The organism is Kribbella sp. NPDC048837 (assembly GCF_055586945.1).
In genome coordinates this window covers 268,994-293,529 of sequence record NZ_JBVJHF010000002.1, presented here as the reverse complement: position 1 = coordinate 293,529, position 24,536 = coordinate 268,994, and the positions used below count along the sequence as shown (strand labels likewise).

21 protein-coding genes, 1 tRNA gene, 1 other RNA gene and 1 pseudogene are annotated in these 24,536 nt (G+C 69.1%); 6 read left to right on the top strand and 18 right to left on the bottom strand.

All coding sequences use genetic code 11. The features are described 5' to 3' along the window. Window positions 1-13: 13 nt before the first annotated feature. The 8 genes and pseudogenes from ACZ6O0_RS09350 to ACZ6O0_RS09315 all read right to left on the bottom strand — a co-directional run bounded on the left by ACZ6O0_RS09350 (window position 14) and on the right by ACZ6O0_RS09315 (window position 9,117). Window positions 14-490 (bottom strand): GNAT family N-acetyltransferase, encoded by a 477-nt coding sequence (locus ACZ6O0_RS09350; protein ID WP_465764357.1) that lies wholly within the window; start codon window positions 488-490, stop codon window positions 14-16. A 10-nt stretch (window positions 491-500) separates the two neighbouring features. Beyond that, window positions 501-1,892 carry a serine/threonine-protein kinase gene (locus ACZ6O0_RS09345; RefSeq protein WP_465764356.1) on the bottom strand — a complete coding sequence of 464 codons (1,392 nt, stop codon included), beginning with the start codon at window positions 1,890-1,892 and terminating at the stop codon, window positions 501-503. Window positions 1,893-1,913: 21 nt separating this feature from the next. Further along, window positions 1,914-2,564, bottom strand: a complete 651-nt coding sequence (locus ACZ6O0_RS09340) for a hypothetical protein (protein WP_465764355.1) — start codon at window positions 2,562-2,564, stop codon at window positions 1,914-1,916. A 19-nt stretch (window positions 2,565-2,583) separates the two neighbouring features. Next, window positions 2,584-3,120 (bottom strand): hypothetical protein, encoded by a 537-nt coding sequence (locus ACZ6O0_RS09335; RefSeq protein ID WP_465764354.1) that lies wholly within the window; start codon window positions 3,118-3,120, stop codon window positions 2,584-2,586. 85 nt (window positions 3,121-3,205) lie between these two features. Then, on the bottom strand, window positions 3,206-3,850 hold the full coding sequence (locus ACZ6O0_RS09330; RefSeq protein ID WP_465764353.1) for a DUF5063 domain-containing protein: 645 nt from the start codon (window positions 3,848-3,850) through the stop codon (window positions 3,206-3,208). Then, window positions 3,843-4,442, bottom strand: coding sequence for a recombination mediator RecR (gene recR, locus ACZ6O0_RS09325; RefSeq protein ID WP_465764352.1), 600 nt, complete (start codon window positions 4,440-4,442; stop codon window positions 3,843-3,845). The genes ACZ6O0_RS09330 and recR overlap by 8 nt, the downstream gene beginning before the upstream one ends. 463 nt (window positions 4,443-4,905) lie before the next feature. Further along, window positions 4,906-5,145, bottom strand: a pseudogene (locus ACZ6O0_RS09320) (YbaB/EbfC family nucleoid-associated protein); the annotation flags it as partial. Window positions 5,146-5,766: 621 nt separating this feature from the next. Next, window positions 5,767-9,117, bottom strand: a complete 3,351-nt coding sequence (locus tag ACZ6O0_RS09315) for a DNA polymerase III subunit gamma and tau (protein WP_465764351.1) — start codon at window positions 9,115-9,117, stop codon at window positions 5,767-5,769. Between the two features lie 221 nt (window positions 9,118-9,338). On the opposite strand from ACZ6O0_RS09315, the gene ACZ6O0_RS09310 reads away from it, so the two are divergent. Beyond that, a complete protein-coding gene (locus tag ACZ6O0_RS09310; RefSeq protein WP_465764350.1) occupies window positions 9,339-10,193 on the top strand; it encodes a nucleotidyltransferase domain-containing protein in 855 nt (284 codons plus the stop codon). Window positions 10,194-10,215: 22 nt separating this feature from the next. Here the strand turns inward: ACZ6O0_RS09310 and ACZ6O0_RS09305 are convergent, their stop codons facing one another. The 4 genes from ACZ6O0_RS09305 to ACZ6O0_RS09290 form a co-directional block, all read right to left on the bottom strand. Further along, window positions 10,216-11,430 (bottom strand): serine hydrolase domain-containing protein, encoded by a 1,215-nt coding sequence (locus tag ACZ6O0_RS09305; protein ID WP_465764349.1) that lies wholly within the window; start codon window positions 11,428-11,430, stop codon window positions 10,216-10,218. A 25-nt stretch (window positions 11,431-11,455) separates the two neighbouring features. Next, window positions 11,456-12,214 carry a hypothetical protein gene (locus ACZ6O0_RS09300; protein ID WP_465764348.1) on the bottom strand — a complete coding sequence of 253 codons (759 nt, stop codon included), beginning with the start codon at window positions 12,212-12,214 and terminating at the stop codon, window positions 11,456-11,458. Window positions 12,215-12,216: 2 nt separating this feature from the next. Next, window positions 12,217-12,879, bottom strand: coding sequence for a hypothetical protein (locus tag ACZ6O0_RS09295; protein WP_465764347.1), 663 nt, complete (start codon window positions 12,877-12,879; stop codon window positions 12,217-12,219). Between the two features lie 291 nt (window positions 12,880-13,170). Next, window positions 13,171-14,796, bottom strand: coding sequence for a long-chain fatty acid--CoA ligase (locus ACZ6O0_RS09290; protein ID WP_465764346.1), 1,626 nt, complete (start codon window positions 14,794-14,796; stop codon window positions 13,171-13,173). A gap of 141 nt (window positions 14,797-14,937) precedes the next feature. Between ACZ6O0_RS09290 and ACZ6O0_RS09285 the strand changes: the two genes are divergently transcribed. Both ACZ6O0_RS09285 and ACZ6O0_RS09280 read left to right on the top strand, forming a co-directional pair. After that, window positions 14,938-15,423, top strand: a complete 486-nt coding sequence (locus ACZ6O0_RS09285; protein WP_465764345.1) for a MarR family winged helix-turn-helix transcriptional regulator — start codon at window positions 14,938-14,940, stop codon at window positions 15,421-15,423. A 2-nt stretch (window positions 15,424-15,425) separates the two neighbouring features. Next, window positions 15,426-15,824, top strand: coding sequence for an SRPBCC family protein (locus tag ACZ6O0_RS09280; protein ID WP_465764344.1), 399 nt, complete (start codon window positions 15,426-15,428; stop codon window positions 15,822-15,824). A gap of 1 nt (window position 15,825) precedes the next feature. On the opposite strand, the gene nadE is transcribed toward ACZ6O0_RS09280, so the two are convergent. Together nadE and ffs are read right to left on the bottom strand one after the other, a co-directional pair. Further along, the gene (nadE, locus tag ACZ6O0_RS09275; RefSeq protein ID WP_465764343.1) at window positions 15,826-16,641 is read right to left on the bottom strand and encodes an ammonia-dependent NAD(+) synthetase; all 816 of its coding nucleotides are present in this window, start codon (window positions 16,639-16,641) and stop codon (window positions 15,826-15,828) included. A 53-nt stretch (window positions 16,642-16,694) separates the two neighbouring features. Continuing rightward, an RNA gene (ffs, locus tag ACZ6O0_RS09270) (signal recognition particle sRNA small type) lies at window positions 16,695-16,791 on the bottom strand. 54 nt (window positions 16,792-16,845) lie between these two features. On the opposite strand from ffs, the gene ACZ6O0_RS09265 reads away from it, so the two are divergent. Then, complete coding sequence (locus tag ACZ6O0_RS09265) at window positions 16,846-17,661, top strand: TIGR03620 family F420-dependent LLM class oxidoreductase (RefSeq protein WP_465764342.1); 816 nt, start codon at window positions 16,846-16,848, stop codon at window positions 17,659-17,661. On the opposite strand, the gene ACZ6O0_RS09260 is transcribed toward ACZ6O0_RS09265, so the two are convergent. Next, window positions 17,638-18,624, bottom strand: coding sequence for a GNAT family N-acetyltransferase (locus ACZ6O0_RS09260; protein ID WP_465764341.1), 987 nt, complete (start codon window positions 18,622-18,624; stop codon window positions 17,638-17,640). The two genes, ACZ6O0_RS09265 and ACZ6O0_RS09260, sit on opposite strands and share 24 nt — an antisense overlap. Then, window positions 18,621-19,250, bottom strand: coding sequence for a CatB-related O-acetyltransferase (locus ACZ6O0_RS09255; protein ID WP_465764340.1), 630 nt, complete (start codon window positions 19,248-19,250; stop codon window positions 18,621-18,623). Before ACZ6O0_RS09255 ends, ACZ6O0_RS09260 begins: the two co-directional genes overlap by 4 nt. An 81-nt stretch (window positions 19,251-19,331) precedes the next feature. Between ACZ6O0_RS09255 and ACZ6O0_RS09250 the strand changes: the two genes are divergently transcribed. Then, window positions 19,332-19,419 (top strand) — tRNA-Ser (locus ACZ6O0_RS09250). A gap of 134 nt (window positions 19,420-19,553) precedes the next feature. Here ACZ6O0_RS09250 and ACZ6O0_RS09245 read toward each other — a convergent pair. Continuing rightward, window positions 19,554-19,847: a hypothetical protein gene (locus ACZ6O0_RS09245; RefSeq protein WP_465764339.1), complete on the bottom strand. Its 294-nt coding sequence runs from the start codon at window positions 19,845-19,847 to the stop codon at window positions 19,554-19,556. Between the two features lie 260 nt (window positions 19,848-20,107). Between ACZ6O0_RS09245 and ACZ6O0_RS09240 the strand changes: the two genes are divergently transcribed. Then, window positions 20,108-23,077 (top strand): helix-turn-helix transcriptional regulator, encoded by a 2,970-nt coding sequence (locus ACZ6O0_RS09240; RefSeq protein ID WP_465764338.1) that lies wholly within the window; start codon window positions 20,108-20,110, stop codon window positions 23,075-23,077. Window positions 23,078-23,350: 273 nt separating this feature from the next. Here ACZ6O0_RS09240 and ACZ6O0_RS09235 read toward each other — a convergent pair whose 3' ends face one another. Next, window positions 23,351-24,301: a CHRD domain-containing protein gene (locus ACZ6O0_RS09235; RefSeq protein WP_465764337.1), complete on the bottom strand. Its 951-nt coding sequence runs from the start codon at window positions 24,299-24,301 to the stop codon at window positions 23,351-23,353. Window positions 24,302-24,536: the final 235 nt, after the last annotated feature.

Sequence of the window (24,536 nt, the reverse complement as noted above, 5' to 3'; positions counted from 1 at the left end):
CTCGGCGTTGCTCCTAGTCGAGCCGCAGCTCCAGCGTCAACTCGTCGTGCAGCGGGATGCCGTAGGCGCCGGTCGGCGGGATCGAGGGCTTGATCGTGCGCGACACGTCGACCGCCCCCGGGCTGACCCCGACGATCCGCATCCCGCGGCGCTGATAGAACCGCAAGGCGTCCAGATTGTCGTTGGTGGTGATCAGCCACAGCCTGTTGACCGCGGCCTGTCGGGCGAGGTCGGTCGCCGCGGACAACAGCTCAGTGCCTACACCGTGATGCCTTCCCAAGGCGTCAATCGTGACGACCTCCAGCTCGTCGTCCGCGATCGTGTAGGTGAGCAGGCCGACGAGCCGGCCGTCCTGCTCCGCCACCAGCGCCGGAAGCGTCGAGGCGTCGTAGGCGACTCCGTGCGCGACGGCGATCGTCCCACCCCACGCGGCGGTCAGGAGTTCGACGATGGCTGCGTGATCCGCATCCGTGGCAACTCGCACCTTCATGCCGGCCACGTTAGTACGAGTTGTCGTGGAGGTGCGGCGCGTACCAGTTGAGGGCGGCGCGGAGCTCGTCGACCTGGCGGATGCGGCGGTTGACGGTGGCGCCGTGGGCGATCGGGTAGAGGCGCACGCCGCCGTGGTGGCGTCGCTTCGGGGCCGGCAGCGTGTCTTGGTACGGCGGGTTCAGCCAGGCGATCAGCCACGGGCGGCGGACGTCGCCGCCGACGCGGAGGCGCGTGACGCCGGTCCAGGGGATGGAGCCTTGTTTGTAGCCGCGTTCGATGGTCAATCCCTGGGGAGACAGGCGGAGGACGACTCGGCGTCGGAGGACGAGGCGCCAACTGCGGATGGCGAAGTAGAGGAACACGAGGTCTACGAGGCCGAGGACGGTGGTGACCGCTGGGTGCTGGGCTTGCATCTGGGGATCGTGCTGGATGAAGGCGAGGAAGAGGAGGGTGGTGATCGCTGCCATGACCGCGGGCCGCGTCCTGCTGGTCGTGAAGGCGGCGCCGGTTTGTTGTGCTGGTTGTGATTGTGCTGGTAGCAGCTTTGTGGGTGGTGGCGGGAAGGCGACCGTGGCTGCAGTTGGCGGGAGGACTGCGGTGTTCGCCGGCGATCCGAGGATGTGCAGGAGGTCCGCCGGGGTCGGGCGCTGCGCGGGATCTCTTGCCAGGCAACGGCGTACGACGTCCTGCAGCGGACTGGGCAGCGGCGGGAGCTGTGGTTGCTCGTGGACGATCCGATGCAGCAAGGACGCCGGGTTCCCGTGGGCGAACGGACCGCGGCCGGACGCGGCGAAGACCAGGACCGCCCCCAGCGCGAACACGTCACTCGGCGGGCCGATCGCCGTACCGGTGATCTGCTCCGGCGACAGGTAGCCCGGCGTACCGACGACCACGCCGGTCGCGGTCAGGCTCACTTCCTCGAGCGCACGGGCGATGCCGAAGTCGATCACCCGCGGGCCGTTGTCGGTCAGCACGATGTTGGACGGTTTCAGATCGCGGTGGACCAGACCGCCGGCGTGGATCGCCATCAGTGCCTCGGCCAGCCCGCCCGCGAGCGACTGCACGCCGCCCGGCGTCAGCGGCCCAGACGTCTCGATCGCCTTCTGCAGTGTGGGTCCGGGCAGGTACTCCGTGGCCAGCCACGGCCGTTCCGCATCCGGATCCGCGTCGACGACGGCGGCCGTGAACGCGCCGCTGACCTTGCGTGCGGCCTCGATCTCGCGGGCGAACCGGGCCCGGAAGGCCGCGTCACCGGCCAGTTCGTCGCGGACCACCTTCACCGCGACCAGGCGGCCGCCCGGCGAGCGCGCCAGGTAGACGGCACCCATCGCACCACGGCCGAGCCGGCCCTGGATCGTGAACGACCCGATCGCCGCCGGATCCTGCGGATGCGTTCTCATCGGGCGTCACGGTAACGCGCTTCAGGACCGCGGGTAACCGATCTCGGCGATCCCTTCGGCCAGATCGCTCAGCCGGCGCTGCCGGTTCAGCGACGTCACGACGTACTCGGTCAGGGGCATCAGCGCGTACACGTGCCGGATCGGCTCGAGGTCGAGCGCCACTTCGTAGTAGTCCTCGGCGAACGTCAGGTAGGCCTCGGGGCGCCCGTCGGCGATGACCTCGAACAGCCAGTCGGCTCCGTCGTTCTTCACATCGTCGACCGGACCACATCGCCATTCGGTGTCATCCGTCGTACGCCAGAAGCACACTGTCGCCCTCGGCGCTCCGTCCCGGAACGCGGGCTCGTCCCGCGCACCGTGGAACACCTCCGGCACACCGTCGAGCAGCCCGGGCCAAGTCTTGTTGTCATTCACGTACGGCGACATCGGCGACTCGTGGTCGAACCCGTACGCGAACGCACCGTCGGGCGAGAACACGATCGAGTACTCGTTCCCCGAGCCGTCCCGCATCAGCGCGGCCTCTTCGGTCTCCGACCATCGCGCATCGAACGCGAAGTACGGCAGCGTGTCCTGGTTGTCGTCGAGGATCAGATCCAGGACCGCCAGCGCACGACTGACCCGCCGCACGGTCGGCACATCGGGCATCCGCTGAATCAGCTCGTAGACAGACATCGCCCTATTCAACCCGCCGTCAGGTGCCGAGGTACCGACGGCCGTACCCCGTGATCGCCCCACGCACATCCTTCAACTGCGCCATCCGCACCTTCATCGGCCGCCCGTGCGCCACCGGAAAGAGCTTGTAGGCGCCGTCCGCCCTCCGCGACGCGGGCACGTCCTCCGCCCTCAGCGCCGGATCGAGCCAAGCCACCACCCACGGCCGCCGCTCGTCCCCATCGATCCGAATCTGACCGACCGCAGCCCACGCGACGCTCAACTCACGCCCGTCCTGGCGGACAGTGATCCCGGCCGGGGTCAGCCGAAGCTCCGCGGGGCGCGTGAGAATAACCCGCCAGTTGCGCACAGCGACAACCAGGAACAGCAACCACAGAATCGTGGTGAAGGCGATCCCGATCAGGTACTCCCGCAGGTAGTCGAGATCGGCGTAGGACCCGGGATCATGCGGCAGCAGCGCGAGGACGAGCACGGTCGAGATCACCGCGACGATGAGCGGCCGCCTTCGCGAGGTGGTGAAAACGGCACCCACACCAACATCCAACTGCTCCTGCACCGACGCCTCCTCATCCGACCGAGCCCTCACCGTAGTAGCTGAGGGCCCCCTCGCGTGGCCGGTCGGAGTGCGGCTGTGGATAACTTCAGCGGCGCTGGACGACTTCCTCGGCGACCTCGACCAGCTCGCGGTCGGTGGCCTCGGTCTCGGCGTCGTGGGCCGGCTCCAGCCGGTCGTGCGCGATCAGCGACTGGATCGCCCGCAGTACGGCACTCGCCGCGGCACCCCACGTGGACACGTAGGAGAACTGCCACCACCACAGCGCCTCGACGATCCGGCCCTCCTCGTAGTGCGCGAGACCGTGCACGAGGTCGGTCGCGATCGCGGTGAGGTCGTCGGACAGCCGGTTGACGGTGATCTCCGGCGGAGCGGCGTACGGGTCGAAGACCTCGGCGTACTCGTCCAGGCCCTCGAACAGCACCGCGAGCCGGTCCCGCATCGCGTCCAGATCCGGATCCGGTCCGGCGTCGCTCTCGAACCGCTCCTCCGGGACGAAGTCCTCGAACGCCCCGAGCCGGCCGCCGGCGAGCAGCAGCTGGCTCACCTCGAGCAGCAGGTACGGCAGCGAGGCGAGACCTTCGTCGACGCCGTCCTCGTCCGGCTGCGCCGCGATGTCACGCACCGAGATCAGGAAGCTCCGCACCTGGTCGGCGATCTGCTCGGCGAACTCGGTCAGGTCCTCGTTGTCGGTCTGCAAAGCGCGTTCCGCAATATCCGTTGGTTCAGTCATCGATCGATCGTCGCCCTTCAAACGCCCGTCCGAGGGTCACCTCGTCGGCGTACTCGAGGTCACCGCCTACTGGAAGTCCACTAGCCAATCGGGTGACGCGCAAGCCCATAGGCCGCAGCAAGCGGCTCAGGTACGTCGCCGTCGCCTCACCTTCGAGGTTCGGGTCGGTGGCCAGGATGATCTCTTGCACTTCGTCGCCGGCCAGCCGCTGGAGCAGTTCTTTGATCCGCAGTTCGTCCGGGCCGATCCCCTCGATCGGCGAGATCGCCCCGCCGAGCACGTGGTACCGGCCGCGGAACTCACGGGTCCGCTCGATCGCCACGACGTCCTTGGCCTCCTCGACCACGCAGATCAGACTCAGGTCGCGACGCGGGTCACGGCAGATCCGGCACTGCTCCTCCTCGGCGACATTGCCGCAGATCTCGCAGAACTTGACCCTCTCCTTGACCTGCACGAGCACGTGCGCCAGCCGGCGTACGTCGGTCTCGTCCGCGGCGAGCAGATGGAACGCGATCCGCTGCGCGGACTTCGGCCCCACACCGGGCAACCGCCCCAGCTCGTCGATGAGATCCTGAACGGCCCCCTCGTACACGTCAGCCCGGGTTCCGACCGGGAGCCCCGGTCCCCTTGCCGGGGTTGGTGAACCCGATGCCCGGGTTGTTCACCGACCCGGTGCCACCCGATCCACTCGCGCCGGCCCCAGTCCCGCTCGCGCCAGGCCCGGCCGCACCAGTCCCGCTCGCTCCGGTCCCGGTCCCGGCCGCGCCGGTCCCGCCGGCACCGCTCGTACCCGTGCCAGTTCCGCTCGCACCGGTTCCGGTCCCGGCCGCGCCGGTCCCGCCGGCACCGCTCTGACCCGTGCCAATCCCGCCGGCGCTCTCGTCGTCGTCGGCCGGGCTCTCCGCCGGGATCGCCGGGCGCTCAGCCGGGACGCTCGGGGCGCCGGGCAGGCTGAAGCCCGCCGGAGCCGAAGACCCGCCGCCGAACCCGGGCCCCTCGGACCCGAACCCCGGGATGCCACCGGCCAGCGGACCCATCGCCCGCGCCGCGGCTTCCTTCGCGTTCTCCGAGGCGTCACGCACCGCGGCGACCACCAAATCGGCCAGCGTCTCAGTGTCGTCCGGATCCACAGCCTCCGGCTTGATGCTCAGACTGAGCAGCTCACCCGTCCCCGACACCAGCGCGGTCACCAGCCCACCACCGGCGGAGCCCTCGATCTCCTGGCTCTCCAGGTCGGCCTGGGCCTCCATCAACTGGTTCTGCATCGCCTGCGCCTGCGCGAGCAGGTTGGACATGTCGAAGCCCCCAGCACCGCCACCGTCGAACACCGCGATCTCCTCGTCCCAACCGCTCCGTGACTAGCCCGAGCCTCAACACTAGCCGGTCCCCCCGACAACCCCACCCTCCCCCAGAAACCGACCTGTCTCCCCAACTTGTCCACACCCCTGTGGACACCCCCGTCCACACCCTGTGGATCATGTGGACACCCACCGCAACCGCCCACACCCCCACCCACCCCCTGTGGACCACCTGTGGACGCCGACCCCCTCCTCTGCCATGCGGATGAGGACCGGCCAGCGCACCGACGAGCCCTTCATCCACCCCCGAGCTGTCTCGCCGCGACGCCCAGCGGGGCCTTCGGTCATAGGCGCAGGATCAACCGGGTTCCCGGTCCTGGGCCGGCGAGCAAGGCAGGTTGCTCGGTCACGGGGACGAGGACGGGCCGAAGCGCACCGAGCTCTTCACCCTCCCGCGCTCGTGCCGCCTCTCCGGCGGGTTCATCGGGGCTCGGCCGAGGATCGGCCGGTTCCGGGCATGGGCGAGGACCAGCCGCCCTCCTGGGGTACCGGCCGAGGATCAGCCAGGTTTCCTCGGTCCTGGGCGAGGATCAGCCGGGCTCGCGGCGGATAACGAGGTCAGTTGGGTTCTTCGGTGATGATTTGGGCGCCGAGGGTCTCTCGTAGGAGGTCCGTGTGTGAGCGCGAGTCGTCTTCGAGGACCATGTCGTCCTCGCCGATCGCGTCCGCTTCCTCCTCCGGGGTCAGCGGCACCTCAGGAGCTGCCGGAGCCGCAGCTGCGCGTCGAGCCTGCTCCGCGGCAACTGCCGCCTCTGCCGCTCGCCGCTTGCTCGCGGCCTGCTCGCGCCGATCAGCTCCGGCCGACCCCGTCGAGCGTGCCGACTGAGCCCCTCCGGCCGTCCGCCCACCACCGGCCCGTCCAGCCCGTGGCGCCGATCGCTCCACCGGGCCGTCCTCCCACGGGTCCTCCGGCGGTACGTCGTACTCCGGGTCCGGCGGCTCCTGCAAAGCAACCGCGGCCCCACCACCGTCGCCCCACTGCCCCGCGCTACCAGCTCCACCCGAGCCGGCACCTCCGCCAGCGTTCCCCGCCGATGGACCGCCGACCGACTGCTCTCCACCCGCACGAGACCCGCCGCCCACACCGGCGCCGGTCTCACCGGCTCCCCAGCTCCCGGACCGCGCGTCGGCGCCAGCCGACGCCGCAGCCCCAACACCACCCGCCGCGCCACCGGCACCCGAGCCACCGCCCGCAGCCCCGCCCGCGGCTGCTCCGCTGGCACTCAGCCCTGCGCCTGCGTTCGCACTTGCTCCTGCGCCAGATCCGTCAGCGCCCAATCCAGCGGCCGATCCACCGGCGCTCGACGCCACGCCTGGTCCGGAACTGCCTACCGTGCCCTCACCGGCGGCGCCCAGGCCACTCGCTCCTGCACCTCCGGCGGCGGACCCGCCTGCGCCTGCTCCGCCGGCTGCTCCACCTGCACCCGATCCACCGGCTGCCGGACCAGCGCCTGGACCGCCGGCCGCGGAACCACCTGCGGCGGGACCGCCCGCACCTGAACCAGCCGACCCCGCTCCACCGGACCCCGCTGCACCGGACCCTGCTCCCCCGGACCCTGCTCCGCCGAAGCCTGGACCACCTGAGGCCAGACCGCCTGAGGCTGGACCACCTGGGGCTGGGCTGCCGGACTGTGGTCCACCGGGTCGGGGACCCCCTGCCTGGTGTCCACCGCCACCACCGGGGTCCGTCGACGGATCGACGACTGCTTCGACCCGGCGGTTCAACCCGATGGTGTCGATCATCGCCTGGCGAAGAATCTCGTCGCTCCCGGAACGGGCGAAGCTCTCCCGCGCGCCCGCGTTCACCAATCCCAACGTCAATGTCTGCTCGTCGATCCCGATGACCTGCGCGTTCTGGCTCAGCATGATCCATGCGAACCGTCGCTTGCTCTTCACCGCCTCGAGCACCTCAGGCCACAACCGGCGAATATCCGCCAGCCCCACACCGCCAACACCACCGGCGCCAGACAGGGCCCCTGCACTCCCGGCGCCCGCCGCAGCGGCCGTCCCGGACGCCGCCGAGGCCGACCCCGACGCATCAGCTGTCACCGCGCCGGCGCCGCCACCCGACGCCTGGCCAGTTCCAGTCGCGCCCGGCGAACCGGCGGAAGCAGACTCGTCACCCCACGCTCCAGTACGCCCCGCGCCAGCACCAACTGAGCCCGCACCAGAAGCGCCAGCACCAGCACCAGGCGCGGCGTCTCCCGGTCCGCCGTGGCTCCCCGCCGTACCCGCACCGGCCGCCGCGCCACCACCGGCACCAGCGCCCGCAGTACGGGCTGCCCTGCCACTACCGGCAGTCGGTCCACCGTCCACCGCAGCAGCGCGTTGGCCTGCGTCAGCGCCGCCAGATCCATCAGCGGCGACGGCAGCACCGCTCGACGCCACGTCAGCACTAGCTGCCGCACCGCCCACACCGCCCGCGCCAGCCTCGCCTCCCGACGCACCACCAGTTGCTCCAGTGGGGGACGCACCGCGGGCCGCGCCACCGGAATCGTCCGCGAGACCACCGGCCGGCTCCGGGGCGCCACCGGGACTGCCTGCGACACCACCGCCTGCTCCTGCGGCGCCACCAGGACCGCCCGCGGCTCCGCTTCCGGCTCCACCCGTGGCGGCTGCTCGGGCTGCGGCTCGGCTTGTGGCTGCGTCCTGGCCCGGGGCGGCTGCGGGATCGGCCGGGGAGGCCGCCGGTGCGGGCATCGGCTGCGTGGGCGGGGTGTCCGGCGTACTGGCGGGGACTCCGATGGTCAGGCGGCGTTCCATGCGGTCGAGGCGTGCCTGGATGCCGTTGGTGGAGTCGTCGGCGCCGGGTAGGAGGACCTTGGCGCAGATGAGTTCGAGTTGGAGCCGCGGGGCTGTCGCACCACGCATCTCCAGTAGACCGGCCGCGACGATGTCGGCCGCTCGCGTGAGCTCCGCCGGACCGATTCCAGCGGCCTGCGTTTGCAGGCGTTCGCCCTGGTCCTCGGCCGCCTCGATCAGACCGGATGCAACGGCGTTCGGTACGGCCGAGAGCACCACGAGGTCCCGCAGTCGGCGCAGCAGGTCCTCCGCGAACCGCTTCGGGTCCTGCCCGGTCTCGATGACTTTCTCGATCGTCTCGAACACGGCTGCACTGTCATGCGCGGCAAACCCGTCCACGCACGCGTCGAGCAACGAGTCCGGGGTGAACCCGAGCAGGGCGACGGCCAGCTCGTACGTCACACCCTCGGGACCTGCCCCGCCGATCAGCTGGTCGAGGACGCTCAGGGAGTCACGGACCGAGCCTGCACCCGCGCGTACGACGAGGGGCAAGGCGGCCGACTCGATCGAGACGCCTTCGGACTCGCAGAGTGAGGCCATGTAGTCGCCGAGCACCTTCGGCGGCACCAGGCGGAACGGGTAGTGGTGGGTCCGGGAACGGATCGTCCCGATCACCTTGTCGGGCTCGGTGGTGGCGAAGATGAACTTGAGGTGCGGCGGCGGCTCCTCGACCAGCTTCAGCAGGGCGTTGAAGCCCTGCGTGGTCACCATGTGCGCCTCGTCGATGATGTAGATCTTGTAGCGGCTCTCGACCGGCGCGAAGAACGCGCGCTCGCGCAGATCCCGCGCGTCGTCCACACCACCGTGCGACGCGGCGTCGATCTCGATCACGTCGATGCTGCCGGGACCACCGCGAGCCAGGTCGGTACACGACTTGCACACCCCGCACGGCTCGGCGATCGGGCCCTTCTCGCAGTTGATCGCGCGCGCCAGGATCCGGGCGCTGGTGGTCTTCCCACACCCGCGTGGACCGGAGAACAAATAGGCGTGGTTCACCCGGTTGTTGCTCAACGCGTTCCGCAGCGGCGCCGTGACATGGTCCTGCCCGATCACCTCGGTGAACGTGTCCGGGCGATACCGGCGGTACAACGCAAGGGGTGCTTCCACGCCCGCAACCCTAGCGCCGCGCCCCGACAAAACCACCCACGTGCCCACCACCCTGTGGAAGCCGGTCGGACACGCCGTGAGCCGAGGCCGCGGTAGGGACACGGCGCCGGTGGGTTGGATGGGCGCAGGCGGAGCCCGTGTGGGCTGGCGATGTCCGTGGGTTGGCGCGGGTGGGGGTGCAGGACGCGGGGTCGTGCGTGGGTCGGCGGGATGTGGGGTGAGTGAAGGTGTGGCGGGTGGGACCGCCTAGCGTGGGGTGGGTGGTCACTGGGGATGAGCGGCAGCTTGGGGTTATCGAGCGGGCTCGGGAGGTCTTGCCTGGGGATGGGCGGGTGCTCGCGGTCTATCTGATCGGGAGTTATGGGACCGGGGAGGCTGACCGGTTCAGTGATGTGGATGTGCATCTCGTCGTGACGGACGAGAGCGTGGGGTGGTTCGAGGAGCACTGGGACGACGTACTGCGGGAGCTCGCGGGGCCGACGGTGTGGGCGGATCGGTTGCCGGGGCTGGTCGGTGGGCTCGGGATCACGGCTGACTGGCTGCATGTCGATCTGATCGTGCATCCGCTCAAGGCGTTCGATCGGATGCAGTACGACGGGGTGCGGGTACTGTTCGACCGGGACGGAACGCTGTTCCCGGACGGCGATATCCCGAAGCAGGGCGGGCGGCCGGGCGAGCCGTACTGGCCGGGCGGCGCGGTGAACCTCTTCTTCTACTTCCTCGGGAATCTCGTCACGGTCCTCGGCCGCGACGAACGCGTCGTCGCGAACCAAGGTGTCGGCGTGGTCCGCGACCAACTCATCACACTCATGCTCGCCGAGCGCGGCGTACGGCGTACTAGCGGAGCCAAGCGACTCAACGCCTTGCTCTCCGGCGAACAACGCGCCGCCCTGGAAGCGATCCCGGCAGCGGGCAGCGAGCCGGCCGACATCATCACGGCGAATCAGTACATCTGCCGCGAGTTCATCCGCCGTGGCACCGCGCTGGCCGAGCAGACCGGCGAGCCCTGGCCGACCGACTTCGTCGACGCAACGCTCGCCCACCTCCGCAACCACTTCGGCATCGACTTCGCCTGACCGCAGCCGCAAGGCGCCCGGGCTAGCTAGGGGTCGTCCCGCAGTACGCCGTGACGAGGACGTTGCGCATGGCCGCAGGCACCGGGTGGTCGTGGGGGAAGCCGTCCATGTTGACGACCACGACGATCTGACGGGTGCCGTCCTTGCTGTTCCAGGCCGCGGTCGTGTACCCGGGGATCTCCGAGTCATGCCCCCAGGCGTCACCGCAGGGGAAGGTCTCTCTGAGCAGCCCCAGACCCCAGCCGCCACCGGGGAATCCCGCGTCGATGGCCCCCGGTGGATCGGTGGCGACCGGGTCGACGGTCTGCATGGCCTTCAATACACCGGGTTTCAGCAGTTGGCCGCGGAGCAACGCGCGATAGAAGCGGGCGACGTCGTCGGCGCTGGCCAGGATTGCTCCGGCCGCGCCGAGCAGGGTCGGGCTGAGCGGTGTGAAGTCGGTTGGCTCGGGTCTGAAGATCGTCCAGTAGCCGTGGATGTACGAGCCACGGATCTCTGACGTGGTGGCGTAACTGGTGTGGTCGAGCCCGAGTGGCTTGAAGATGCGGTTGCGAAGCTCGGACCCGATCGACTTGCCGGTGGCTGCCTCGACGATCATCGCGAGCAGGAGATAGTTGGTGTTCGAGTACGACCAGCCTGTTCCCGGTGCGAAGAGCGGGTCGTGTTCGGCGGCGATTCTGATTCCCTCGTTGGGATCGAAGGGCAGGGTCAGGTCCCCACCGAGGTACGGCGCGAAGACCCTGTCGTCCTGGACGTAGTCGAAGATCCCGCTGGTGTGGTTGAGCAGTTGGCGGATCGTGATCCCGTCTCCGTTGGGGAAGACTCCCGGGAGCCACTTCTCGACCGTGTCGTTGAGCCCGAGCACTCGCTTGCCGACCAACTGCAGGACCACGGTGGCCGTGTACGACTTCGTCACGCCACCGATCCGGGATCGGTCGCCGGCGCGGATCGGCGTCAGCGGCGCGAGGTTGCCGTACCCACTGGAGAAGCGGTACGTACGATCGCCCACTCGTACCAACGCGATAGCGCCGGGCGCACCGGCCGCGACGACCTGATCGAGCGCGGCCTGGACTCCTGCCGGCGGATGACCGGCCGAGGACCGTGCAGCCACGGAGGCCGGCTCGGCCGACGCCGAGATGGCCGGTGCCGCGGCCAGGCTCGCCGCGGCGGCAAGCGCGACGACAACCGTCCACCGACCGCGCCGCGGCCTGGCTGAATTGTCCGATAAGGACGTCATAGCTGGGTTCCTAACTTCTGGCGACCTACACGGCCGGGCCCGGTGGCGGGGTTTGCACCGGTTGGCTGACGGTGGGGCGGCTTGCGATGGTCACCACGATGATCACGATGCCGATGATCAGCAGCAGGCCACCCACGACGAGCGCGGCGATGGACGCGGGCAGGAGGACCGGCAGCGTGCCTCCGAGGCTGATGTCGGCGTCGACTCCGGCCGATCCGTCGGCGTTCATGACCACGACCGCCCAGTTGCCATCAGCAACGTTCCAGGTGAGGGTGCGGGTTCCGGTTCCGCTGTCGGACGCGGCCCAGAAGTCCTGCTCGGTGGGATCTGCGGCGGGTTGGCCGCCGTCCCGTTGCACATAGGTGACCGTGAACGGGTCGGCGTCGAAGTCCGCGACCTCGCTGCGTCGGACGCCGGCGAGATACTTGGCGACGTCGTCGGCCGGACCGATACCGACGAACACGGGAGTGTCCCCCTTCGTCGACTCGACCGTGATCCGTACGTCGCCGAGCAGGTCGCCGGCGTAGATCGCGTCCGGACCGGTGATGCCGACATCGAGTGACGGAGCGGTCAACGCGAAGCCGTCGGTGGTGAGGCGCTCGGGGCCGGCGGTGTGGTAGCCGTCGGAGTCGCGCTGTGCGTGGGCCCAGAGTCCGATCCCGCCGCCGATGAGCGAAGCACCGCCGATCAGGACGAGCAAGCTGCCGAGAATCACCCACATCGTGCGCCAGCCGCTCCAGGAACGGCGTACCGGCGCGGTGGGGCTCGAGGCAGGTCCGGTCATGGTCATGAAACCGTCTCGATCACGCCGGCCCGTGCGCGCGTTCTGATCATCCAGATGCCCAGCCAGGCCATCGCGATCCCGAGCGGGATACCGAACGGCGGCAGCAGCGACTGGAAGCCGATCAGGCCGCCGATGACGATGGCCACGCAGATGGCACGGGGGAAGACGCCGGCTCGCAGGCTCGCGATGCCGAACAGCGCCCAGCCGATCGCGAACAACAGATAGCTCGACACGGCGCCGATCACGATCAGACCCGCCGGATCGGCGTCGAGAACCTCGGGTGCGGTGTCGGCGAGGTAGGTGACGTAGAACGTCTCGAACCACAGATCACCGCCGAGGAACATCGTCCCGACCACCGCGGCGATCACACCGACAACGCCGAGCTTGCCCGCCTGGCGCGCCTCCCACTCGTACGCCGCAACCACGGCGAGCAACAGCAGGCAGAAGGCCACGAAGTACACGACGCCGCTCACCCGGTACACGGTGTTCGTCGACGTACCCACATGATCGTCGCGATCGACGATCGGGAAGATCACGATCTCGACCACGATCATCAACAGGCCGGCCGCCAGGGCGAGCGGACCCGCCAGCCGTGCAAGTGGTGAGCGAGAAACAGTGAGATTGCTGTCGGAAGATGATGTCTGCGATGCGTCCAGTTTGGTCATGCTGGACAGTCCCCTCAGCGCGTGGGACCGGCGTTTCCCCACCAGGTCCCCAGGACGAACGGGCCTCCGGTGGCCCAGCCCCGTCCCCGACTGCCAAAGGTGAGACCCGGCTCACCGGGTCTTTTGGTACTTCGTCCCTGTATGGACGGTGTACAGACACAAGTCAAGGGCGGGGGCCCGGAGTCGGGTAATCCGGGATAGCTGGAACTTGCGGATCCCGGCGAAGGGTTGACTGGCGACCCTGGGGCGACGATCGGATTGTTGCCCCAGGCCACGAATGGGGTCGCGGAGTTACTCCAGGTGGTAGTTGGCGAAGCGGGTGCGGAGGTCCTTCTTGGAGAACTTGCCGACCGAGGTCTTGGGGACCTCTTCGATGAATTCGACGGCGTCGGGGAGCCACCACTTGGCCACCTGGGGACGGAGGTAGTCGAGAATCTCCTCGCCGGTCACGGTCTCGCCTTCCTGGATCACGATGCAGGCGAGGGGCCGCTCGTCCCACTTCGGGTGCGGTACGCCGATGACGGCGGCCTCCTTGACCGCGGGGTGGGCCATCAGGAGGTTCTCGAGCTCGACCGAGCTGATCCATTCGCCGCCGGACTTGACCAGGTCCTTGGTGCGGTCGACCAGGCGGACCGAGCCGAACCGGTCGATCGCGGCGACGTCGCCGGTCTTCATCCAGCCGTCCTCGGTGCTCAGCTGGACGCCCTCGTCGGGCCGGTAGTACTCGGCGGCGATCCACGGGCCGCGGACCTGCAGCTCACCGGTGGCCTCGTCGTCCCACGGCAGCGGCGTGATCGAACCAGGCTCGACGATCCGCACCTCGACACCAGGGAGCGGGAGACCCTGCCGCGCGCGGAGTCGTGCCTTCTCGTCCTCGGGCAGCTCCTCGAACCGGGCCGGGACGTGCGCGGCGGTCGCCACCGGACTGGTCTCCGTCATGCCCCACGCCTGCAGGATCGGCCGGCCGAGCTTCGCCCGGAACGCCTCCGACAGCGCCAGCGGTACGGCGGAACCGCCGCACGGGATCCGCCGGAGCTTGGGCAACTCGACCCCGTCCAGCAACGGCAGCAGCCCCTGCCAGATCGTCGGCACGCCGGCCGCCAGCGTCACCTCCTGCTCCTGGAGCAGCTTGAGAATCCCCTGCGGACTCATATCCGGACCCGGGAATACCAGCGAGGCGCCGGCCATCGGGGCCGCGTGTGCCAAACCCCAGGCATTCGCATGGAACATCGGCACGACCGGCATCACGGTGTCCGTCTCGGCCAGCCCGATCCCCGCGTTCGTCAGTACGCCGATCGAGTGCAGCCAGGTGGAGCGGTGGGAGTACACCACGCCTTTGGGATTGCCCGTCGTACCGCTCGTGTAGCACATCGCGGCGGCCTGGTTCTCGTCGTCGACGTGGAAGTCGACCGGCTCCGCCGCGGCCAGTAGCTCCTCGTAGTCGTGGAACCGTGGATCGTCCGGGACCTCCGCGCCGGGCGCACCCGGTGGCAGATCGTTCATCACGACGACATGGCGGATCAACGGCAGCCGCTCGAGCAGCGGCAGGAACAGCCCGAGGAGCGACTTGTCGACGAACACGACCTCGTCCTCGGCGTGGTTCGCGATGTAGACGACCTGGTCGGGGAAGAGCCGGATGTTGAGTGTGTGCAGGACCCGGCCGGTGCACGGGGCGGCGAAGTACAGCTCGAGGTGGCGGCCCGAGTTCCACGCGAAGGTGGCGACGCGGCCGTCCGGACTGATGCCGAGCGTGTCCAGGACGCCGCCCAGGCGTCTGGTCCGCGCGGCCCACTCGCCGTACGTCATGCTCGTCCGCGCCGGCCCGCCGGTGTGGACCGTCTTGTCCGGATAGAACTGCTCGGCCCGGAAGAAGATGGTGTCCAGGGACAGCTGGTAGCTCTGCATCAGACCCTTCATGCACACACTGTGCCAGTCGCGATGTCACCTTGACCATGACCCTCGCCGGACTTTCTCCGGCACTCTTCCCGCACCCAGACGCACCGAGGAGACGCAGCACAAACAGATGACATGACATACGTGTCGTGTAACATTTCGGGCATGAAGGTGGTCGAGGAGCTGCGGTATCTCGTGCTGGCGATCCAGCGCGAAGGCAACCGCCTGCTCGCCGCCGAGCTGCGCCCGCTCGGCATCACGCCGTCGCAGGCCGAAGTCCTCCGGGTCCTGCGGGATCACGGACCGCTGACACTCAACGCCCTCGGCGGCCTGCTCGTCTGCGAGACCGGCAACAGCCCGAGCCGTCTGGTCGATCGCCTGGTCGCGCAGGGACTGGTGAAACGCGGCATCGACAAGATCGACCGGCGCTACCTCGCGCTGAGCCTGACCACGCAGGGCCGCGCGCTGCACCGCCGCATCATCACCGCGGAGAACCGCCTGCACCGGACCATGCACGACCTGGTCGCCGGCCAGGCGCTCGACGAGACCATCACCACGCTGCGCGCCGTCGCGGACGCGTTCCCCGCCGGAGCCGCCCTGGCCCGCCGGCGCGACCCGGAGTACGACCACCACCTCGCCCAGGAGAGATAGTCATGGAGCAAGCCACCGACAGCATCCCCGCCGGCCCGATGGCGATCCGTCATGTCCTGCTGGACGCGCTCGCGCTGCCGGAGTGGAACGAGGCGTTCCTGGCCATCGACGGGCCGGTCGAGGCGGACCTCGGCACGCGGTACGCGCTGCGCGTCCGCCCAGGTTTCGCGGGCGAGCTGCAGTACACGGTGGTCGAGCCGGACCGGATCGAGATCACCTGGCAGGTGCCGGGGTTCCGTGAGGTCGGCAGCTGGACGATCTCGCCGGACAGCCAGGTCACGCACACGTTCGAGCAGTCCGGGCCGTTGGCAACCGTCCTGCGCCCCGCCTATCGCAACGTCGCCACCATCCGGCTGGCCCGCCTCGCCAACCGGGTCCGGCAGCTCGCCCACTCAGCCTGAGTCAGACCGCCAGCGGGACGGCTCGCTTGTGAGCGGTCCGGCGGTGGGTGGCGATGATCGTGGCCGCGGCCTTCTCGTCGATCTCGCGGCCCTCGAGGAAGTCGTCGATCTCGTCGTACGTGACCCCCAGGACGGCCTCGTCCGGCACGCCCGGGTTGTTCGACTCCAGATCGGCGGTCGGGACCTTGCCGGTGATCTCCGGGCCTGCCCCGAGGCGGGCACCGACCTCGCGGACCCGGCGCTTGGTCAGACCTGACAACGGGGTGAGGTCACAGGCGCCGTCGCCGTACTTGGTGAAGAAGCCCATCACCGCCTCCGCCGCGTGGTCCGTGCCGACGACGAGCCCGCCGCGGGCCCCGGCGACGACGTACTGCGCGATCATCCGCTGGCGCGCCTTGATGTTGCCGGTGTGGAAGTCCTCACGATCGCCCAGGCCAGCGTGCCGGACGGACTCGACCATGGCGTCCGTGGCCGGCTTCACGTCGACCACGAGCGTCTCGTCCGGCTTGATGAACTCCAGCGACCGCTGTGCGTCCGCCTCGTCGGCCTGAACGCCGTACGGCAGCCGCATCGCGATGAACGTCGCCTCACGACCCTCGGACCGGACCCGCTCGACCGCGAGCTGACACAGGCGCCCCGCCGTACCGGAGTCGACCCCGCCGCTGATGCCGAGCACGTACGACGTCGCGCCGGTCCGCCGGAGCTGGTCGGCCAGGAACTCGACCCGGCGCTCGATCTCGGCGTCCGGGTCGAACGATGCGGACACGCCGAGCTCGGCGATGATCAGTTCCTGCAGGTAGCGGCGCTCGGCGCTCATCGGGCTCCCTCACGGTGGTGGGTACAGACCCCACCAAGCCTAGACAGCCCGGACATGAGGATTCCCCGCGCACCCGGAAGAGCTCACTTACCCTTGCTGCCTTCCGGCCCTGGGGGAGTTGGGCGAGATACCGCCACGCGGGGAACCAGAGAAGAGTGTACGGGATGCCGTGAGCGGCGCCGAAATCGGACGTACTCTGTTTGGATGACGGATCACCAATTCGGCCCGTTCGGGATCGGCACGGGCCTGGACAGCAGCGAGCACTCGATGGACGCCGCCCGGGCGGCCGAGGAGCTCGGATATCCCACGCTCTGGCTCTCCGGCGGTCCGCTGCCGGGACTCCAGACCATCGTCGACCTCATCGGCGCGACCAACTCGATCACGATCGCCAGCGGCATCCTCGCTGTCTCCAAGTACAGTGCGGCCGACGTCAGTACGACGTACGCCGCACTGGAAGCGTCCGCACCGGGGCGGTTCATCGTCGGACTCGGTGGGGCACACGGGGCCAAACCGGTCGCCACGCTCAACGCGTACCTTGACGAGGTCGACGTACCAGTGGAGCGCCGGGTGCTCGCAGCGCTCGGTCCGCGGATGCTGGAGCTCGCTCGCGACCGTTCCGCCGGCGGCTACCCGTTCCTGGTCACTGCGGCGTACTCCGCGGAGGCACGCAAGGTGCTCGGGCCGGACAAGCTCCTCGCGGTCAACCACCTCGTCGTACTGGAGTCGGACGCGGACCGGGCCCGGGCGATCGCACGGGACACGATCGGCTTCTTCCCGCGGATCCCGGCGTACGCCGCCTCCCTCAAACGGATGGGGTTCACTGAGGAGGACCAGACGGAGCTCCCGGATCACATGGTCGACGCGCTGGCCGCATGGGGTACGCCGGCTGACATCAAGGCCAAGCTGAGTGAGCACCTGGACGCCGGAGCCGACCATGTCGCCGTCAACGTGATCACCGGCATCACCGGGCCGCAGCCGATCGAGCAGTGGAGAGCTCTAGCCCCCACGCTGCTTGCGTAGCAGCGCGGGGATCCAGTGGTCGCCGTACCGGCTCTGGAGCTCCGGGCTCTTCCAGTCCTCACCTGTGACGACCCCTCGGCAGAGTGGTGAGCCGCAGGTACAGGACATCTCGAAGTCCACACCGGTCGACGTCCCGTAGTCGCTCGTCACCTCGTCGCCCGCCTGGACGTCCCGGCGGGCCTCGAGGGTGACGGCGTCGATCCACCACATGTTCGGGTCGCAGCTGTGGTTGCCGTAGGCAATGACGGGACCGGGGTCGTTGCTCAGCACCAGGTGCTCGTCGTCGTCGATCGTGATCGTGTCGACGGGCGGGTGCTTCAGGAGCTCTAGGAGTTCCGCCGTACTGACCCTGCGGCCGGACAATTGGCCGACGATCGTGCCTTTGGTGATGGCTGCGGTCGCGAACAGGCCCTGCCCCGCGACGGGCGACTCGCGGACCTCCAGGGCGGGGTGTGCCCAAGTGAGCAGCTTCTCGTAGAGGCGGACGGTGGACTCCAGCTTGTCGTAGCGGTACGGGCGCTCCTCGCCGGTCGGCGTGAAGCCCTGACGCAGCCAGAACGGGGTGGCTGTCTGCGCGTTCGTGTCCACGATCGCCAGTCGGATCGTCCGTACCTCGGGCCACGAGGTCTCGACGTACCGCTGGATCTCTTCGTCCGTCGCTGTGCCGTAGCCGCGGCCTTGGTGGCTCCCGTGGACCTCGAGGAGGCCGATGAAGGCGGTGTGGTCGTTCGGGTAGCCCCGGAGCAGGTCGACGACGGCAACCAGCTCGTTGTCGGCAAAGGCCCCCAGGACGAGCTTCGCCTCCTCTGGCAGGCTCTCCGGGCGCATCATCAACAGGCTCTGCGCGTCCGCGGGACCGGGCGGGTAGCCGGTGATCCGCTCGGTGTAGCCGGGATCGGACTCGATCAGCTCCTGCAGCGCATCAACGTCGTCCGGCTCGATCGGGCGCAGTACGAGAGTCATAGCTCCAGATCCTCGATTCGGCCGGCCATGATCGCTCGGACGTTGGCAGTGACCCGCTCCACGGGCCAGTCCCACCACGCTGCCTTCAGCAGGCGGTCCACGTCCTCATCGGCGAAGCGCCGGCGGATCAGCTTGGCCGGATTCCCACCGACGATCCCGTACGACGGTACGTCGTCCACCACGACCGCACCGGACGCGATGATCGCACCGTCCCCGATCGTCACTCCGGGCATGATCAGACTGTGGTACCCGAACCACACGTCGTTCCCGACCACGGTGTCGCCGCGACCCGGCAGCCCCGTGATCAGGTCGAAGTGCTCGGCCCAGGCGCCACCACCCATGATCGGGAACGGGAACGTCGACGGCCCGTCCATCCGGTGGTTGGCGCCGTTCATGATGAACGTGGTGCCTTCGCCGAGAGCGCAGTACTTGCCGATCCGCAGGCGCTCCGGACCGTAGTGGTAGAGCACGTTGTTCGTCTCGAACGCCGTCGGCTCCCGCGGGTCGTCGTAGTACGAGTAGTCGCCCACCTCGATCAACGGCGAGGTCACCACCGCCTTCAGCAGCACCACGCGTTCGGCGGCAGGCATCGGGTGTACGACGTTCGGATCCGGCGCACCGTGCATACGGCCGACCCTAGATGAGCAGCCCCGCCACCAGCAGCCCGATTTCACCTTCGTCCGCCCCCTCGCGTATCCTCTCCGCTTGGAGGATTCGCCTAGAGGCCTAGGGCGCACGCTTGGAAAGCGTGTTGGGGGCAACCCCTCACGAGTTCGAATCTCGTATCCTCCGCCAGTCTCCCCGGAGTAGAGAAACTGCAGGTCAGAGCGTGGTTTCAGCCGTCTGAGGGACGAACAGAAGGTGGGCCGGTCGCCAGCGCGACCGGCCCGACTTCATGGAGGCCCGGAGCAGGCCGCCGATGCGGGTGGCTAGGTGGCCGGCGCCTGGCGACGCCGGTACAGCCACATCGCACCGAGGGCGATGCCCGCGCCGCCGACCGCGGACGCGCCGGCCTGCAGAATCTCAACACCGTTGTCGTCGGATGCACTGCCGACCGTCGCAGCCTCGACGCGAGGCACCTCGTAAGCAGGGTCGTAGTTCGGATAGTTGTACTCCGGGCTCTTGGTCTGGGATCCCGGGTAACCGGTCCCTTCGTCGGGCCAGTCGGGTGGAGGGTCCGGCGCAGCTTGAGAGACGGAGCCGGACCCGAGATCTTTCGTCATCGCCGATGCTTCGGTCGCGGTCAGCCCGATTGCGCCTAGCGCGAGTGCCGATACGGCCAACGTTGTGTGCGTGCGGTTCATGAGTCCTCCCCTGTGGGTCGTAGCGGCGGGGTTGCCGCTCTGGCTTCAGATTCGGCTCGATGCCGCAACGGCCACATCGGGCACGAGTCCTTAGAAGCGGCGGGCGAACCCTTAAATTCGCGGCACGGCCGGCCCGCGGTGGTGCAGACATCTGATTCGTTTCGGCGGAGACTGCTCAAATGGGTGGGGTTGCAGTCCCGCCGCTGCCGGGTATCGCAGGCCGCGTCGAGGAGGGGAAGGTCCTCGCGGGGGCGATCAGCGCTGCGGTCCGGCGACAACCGGGTGCGGTGTTCGTGCACGGAGAGGCAGGCGTGGGTAAGACGCGCCTGGTACGCGCTGTGTGTGACAACGCTGCGGCAAGTGGCGCAGCGGTCTTATGGGGTCGTGGCGTTCGATTTGGTGCCGTCGACGCGCCGTACGTCGCGCTGATCAGTGCGCTGGAGGGCTGGATGGCTTCGGCCGAGCCATCGGAGCGGTCCAGGGCGCTCGCGGCCGTCCCAGCAGCAGCCGAACTTTTGCCCTCATTGGGTGGGCAGCCGACGCGAAGCACGGTCCGGCTGCTTCCAGTGATCGACGGCCTGCTGCAGGCGCTGGTTTCGGAGCGGCCGGCGGTGCTGGTCGTGGACGACGTCCAGTGGGCCGACCTGGCCTCGCGAGACGCGATCACCTATCTGGTAGCCGGGTTCCGCAGCCAGCGGCTGGGCGTACTGACGACGTACCGCGACGAGGAAATTGCGGCCGGGGATCCGCTGAATGTCTGGCTGGCCGATCTGATCCGGCTGCCCTCGGTGTCCTCGCTGCGCCTGGCAAGAATGAGCCGCGACGAGACCGAGCAGCAGATGTCGCTGTTGCTCGGCAGCCAGCCCGATCCGGACCTCGTGGCAGCGGTGATGGGTCGCTCCGACGGCAACCCCTACTTCACAGAGCTGCTGGTCCAGGGGCTGACGGCCGCGGACCAGAACCTGCCCGCCGATCTGCCCGACCAGCTGACCGGCGCGCTGCTGGCCGCCTGGCACCGATTGGATGCCCCGTCCCGAGAGGTGGTGAGACTACTGGCGGTCTGCGGGCGCCCGGTTTCGGTGGACGATCTGGTCGAGGTGGCCGCGGCCCGCGGCATCGACGCCGACACGGTGACCGTTGCGCTGGTCGACGCAACAGAGAACGGGATCTGCGTGGCACATGGAGCTGAGATGTGCTGGTTCCGCCATCCGCTGCTCGCCGAGGTCCTGAACGCCACCTTCGTGCCGGGCGAGGCGGTGCCCATCCATTCCGCGTGGGCCCAGGCGCTTGAGAGCCGAACCGGCACAGCTATCGATGAGCTGCGCCGGGTCGGCGAGCTCGCGAGTCACTACGAAGGGGCCCACCGTCCAGCGGCGAGCCTGGCGGCGTCGCTGCGCGCCGCAGATCTCGCCAGGCAGCTGAAGGCCCTGCCCGAGGAGGCGGTTCACCTGCGCCGGGCGGCGCGCCTGTGGCCAACCGTCCGTGCAGCTGCGCAACCGCCGGATGGTGAACTCGATCTGCTCGAGCGCCTGGCCTCCGTGTCGGATCTGGTGGGAGACGGCGAGGAGACGTTGGCTGCGTGGAGTCGTTCGCTGGAGCTCGTCGACGAACGCCGAGATCCTCTTCGGGCCAGCCGGATCGTGAGAGAAGTGGCTTTGGCGGAGTGGTGGTCGGGCCGGCGCGACAGCCAGCCGACCGCAGCCTTCGAGCATGCCATCAGGCTTTCGGAGCCGTTCCCGGACAGCGCAGAGTATGCCGCCGCGCTTGCTGAGCTCAGCGTTGCCCACAACTGGACCGAGTCGTTCGGGCCTGCCCGGATGTACGCCGACGAAGCCGCCCGGGCCGCCCATCGCTCAGGATCGCCGGATGCGTTGTCACGGGCCTACCGGGCTCTGGCCGAAGCGTACGACCAGGACGAGCGCGCTGATGCCGACTCCGCGGAAGCCCTTCGGAACGCACGGCTCACGGGCGACCCGGGCAGCATGCTGCTCGCCCGGTGGGCCAGAATGGCCTACCTCGGCCCGCGACGCCGCCTGGCCGACATCGTGCAACTGGATGCCGACGGGCTGCGCGAGACGCTCGACGAGGGGGCCACGAACGTGGCGGCCTTCCATGCCGGCGACCTCGCCCGCTTTCTCCTCCTGCTTGGACGCCACACAGAGGCCGACCAAGCCATCCGTGAAGGACTCACCCTCGCCAGGGATGCGACCATGCGTGCTGTCGTCCGGCTGGCCGCGGTGGTGCTGACCGTACGCCGCGGTGACCTCGACCAGGCCCGCTTGCACGTCCGGCGCGTACACGAGCTGATACCGGACCTCGAGCATCGCGCGGGATTGTGGGCGCCCCCGACGCTCGCGGAACACCTGCTCGCCGAGAACCGGCCGGAGCGAGCCCTAGAGCTGCTGGCGGACACAATGGTCGCCCAGATCGTCCGCCCGCGAGTTGCCGACGAGATGCACATGTTGAGCGCACGCGCGGCCGCCGACCTCGCCGACAAGGCGCGAGACCGTCGAGACCGCGACGGCGTCACGCGCGCCCAACGATCGCTCGACGACCTCGTCGAGCGACGCCGGGAGCTCCAACCGCCCCCGTTCGCTCGGATCACGAACGACGATCTGATCACCCCGGCCGTTGAAGCACTCCACGCCGCGGAGACCGCACGATGCCTGGCCCCATCAGACACCTCTCCTCTCTGGGAGGAGGCGGCACATCGCTGCGCCGCTGCCGATCTGCGCTGGGACGAGGCGATCGCCTCCCGCCGCTGGGCACAGGCCCTGCTCACCGAGGGCGCGAACCAACGCGCCATCGCGGTGCCGCTGCGATCGGCGTACCGCCTCGCCGACGAGATGACTGCCGGCCCGCTCCGACATGAGGTGGAGAAACTCGCGACGGTTGCCAAGATCTCCCTCGATGAGCCGCACACCTCGTCAGCCGACACGCTCGACGACGCCCCGCGAGCCTTCAGTTCCCTGACTCGACGGGAGCGCGAGATCCTCGCCCATCTGGTCGCCGGCAGGACGTACGCCGAGATCGCAGCTGCCTTGTTCATCAGCGAGAAAACCGTCAGCGCGCACGTCTCGAACCTGCTTCGCAAGACCGGTACCTCGGCCGCACTGGCCGGCAGACTCGGCTACCCGTCACCTCACTGAGGCTGTCAGGACCCGGACGACCCACTCGCCGTCCTCGACGGTGTAGACCCTGCGGTCAGCGGGTCAGCTCAGGAATTGGAAAGCGTGTTGGGGGCAACCTCTCACGAGTTCGAATCTCGTATCCTCCGCCACTCGCCGGGAGTAGAGAGACCGCAGGTCAGAAGGGCGGTTTCGGGTTCTCGGGGGATAGAACATGCCGGGGCGGCTCCCTAGTCTGGGAGCCGCCCCGGAGTCGTTCCGTCTCAGTTGGGCCTGTCAGCACGATCCAAGTGGCTAGCCGTTGATGAACACGTAGTCGGCCTGGTACGGGACGTTGACGATCGGCGTGGCCTGCGGGTCGCAGGTGCCGGTCGGGGCGACGCCGCCGACTGTGTTGAGGCGAAGCACCTCGACGGCCTTCGACAGCAGCCCGGAGGAGTCGCCGATCTGGGTGGCGTCGAGGTCCAGTTCGGCGATGTTGCCCGCGCCGTTGGCGTTCTTGGTGACGACCTTGCCGGTGACAGCGCTGCCGTCGGCTGCCTGCCACTGCGGCGGGCCGGCGGCCGGCTGGACGAAGGTGTGGTGGATGCCGCCGGTGAGGCGCGCCTCGACGTTGTTCTGGGTGAAGGCGAACGAGCCGTCCTGTTGCACGGTGCAGGCGTAGATCTGGCTGCCGAAGATCACCGACTCCTGCACTGCGGCAACTCCGGTCGTGCTGACCGCGTGACTGAGCAGGTGCAGCTGGGCACGTACGGCGCCGTTCGGGAAGTCTTTGTTGCGCAGGTCGGTGTAGAAACCGCCCGGGTCTGAGCGCAACGCATCGAGCACGGTCGGGTCGGTGACGGTGACGCTGCCGGAGGCGGAAGTACCCGTTCGGCTCTGCGTGGTGAACAGGGGTACGACGACGGGCCCGTCCGCTCCTCGACCGGCGGCGTGGATGGCTGCCTCGGTCGGGGCGCTGATGCCGCGCCAAGTCACCGAGTAGCTGAGCGTGTTGCCACGGATGCCGATGAGTTCCAGCGCCTGCCCGTCCGGATCGCCGGCCGCGACCTCGTTGCGGCCCTCCAGGCTGGCGACGAGGACGGCGGGCGCTGCGGTCGGGTCACCCGGCACGGTGATTCCCGCCGGCGGTGTCCCCTGGGTGCTCGCTCCCGCCGCGCCGACGGCAAGGGTGGCGGAAGCGGCGGACGCGGCGAGGGCGGCGCCGATGCCGCGGGCCAGGCGGCGTCTGGTGCGGTGAGACATGGTGATTGTCCTTCCGGATCTGCGGCCGACGCTTGTGCCCGGCCCGCATCAGGTAGTACGTCGACCAGCCGGCCGGCGGCCCAACCGGATGGTGCGACAAAACTCACCGGCGGCCGGCTGAACCGAATCAACTCCGCCTACGTGTCGCGCGCGACCGATCGTGGCGGCTCGTCTCCACCGGCGGGTCCCCGCAGGCTGTCGATCTGGCGGTGGGGTGATCGTCAGGTAGGTAACA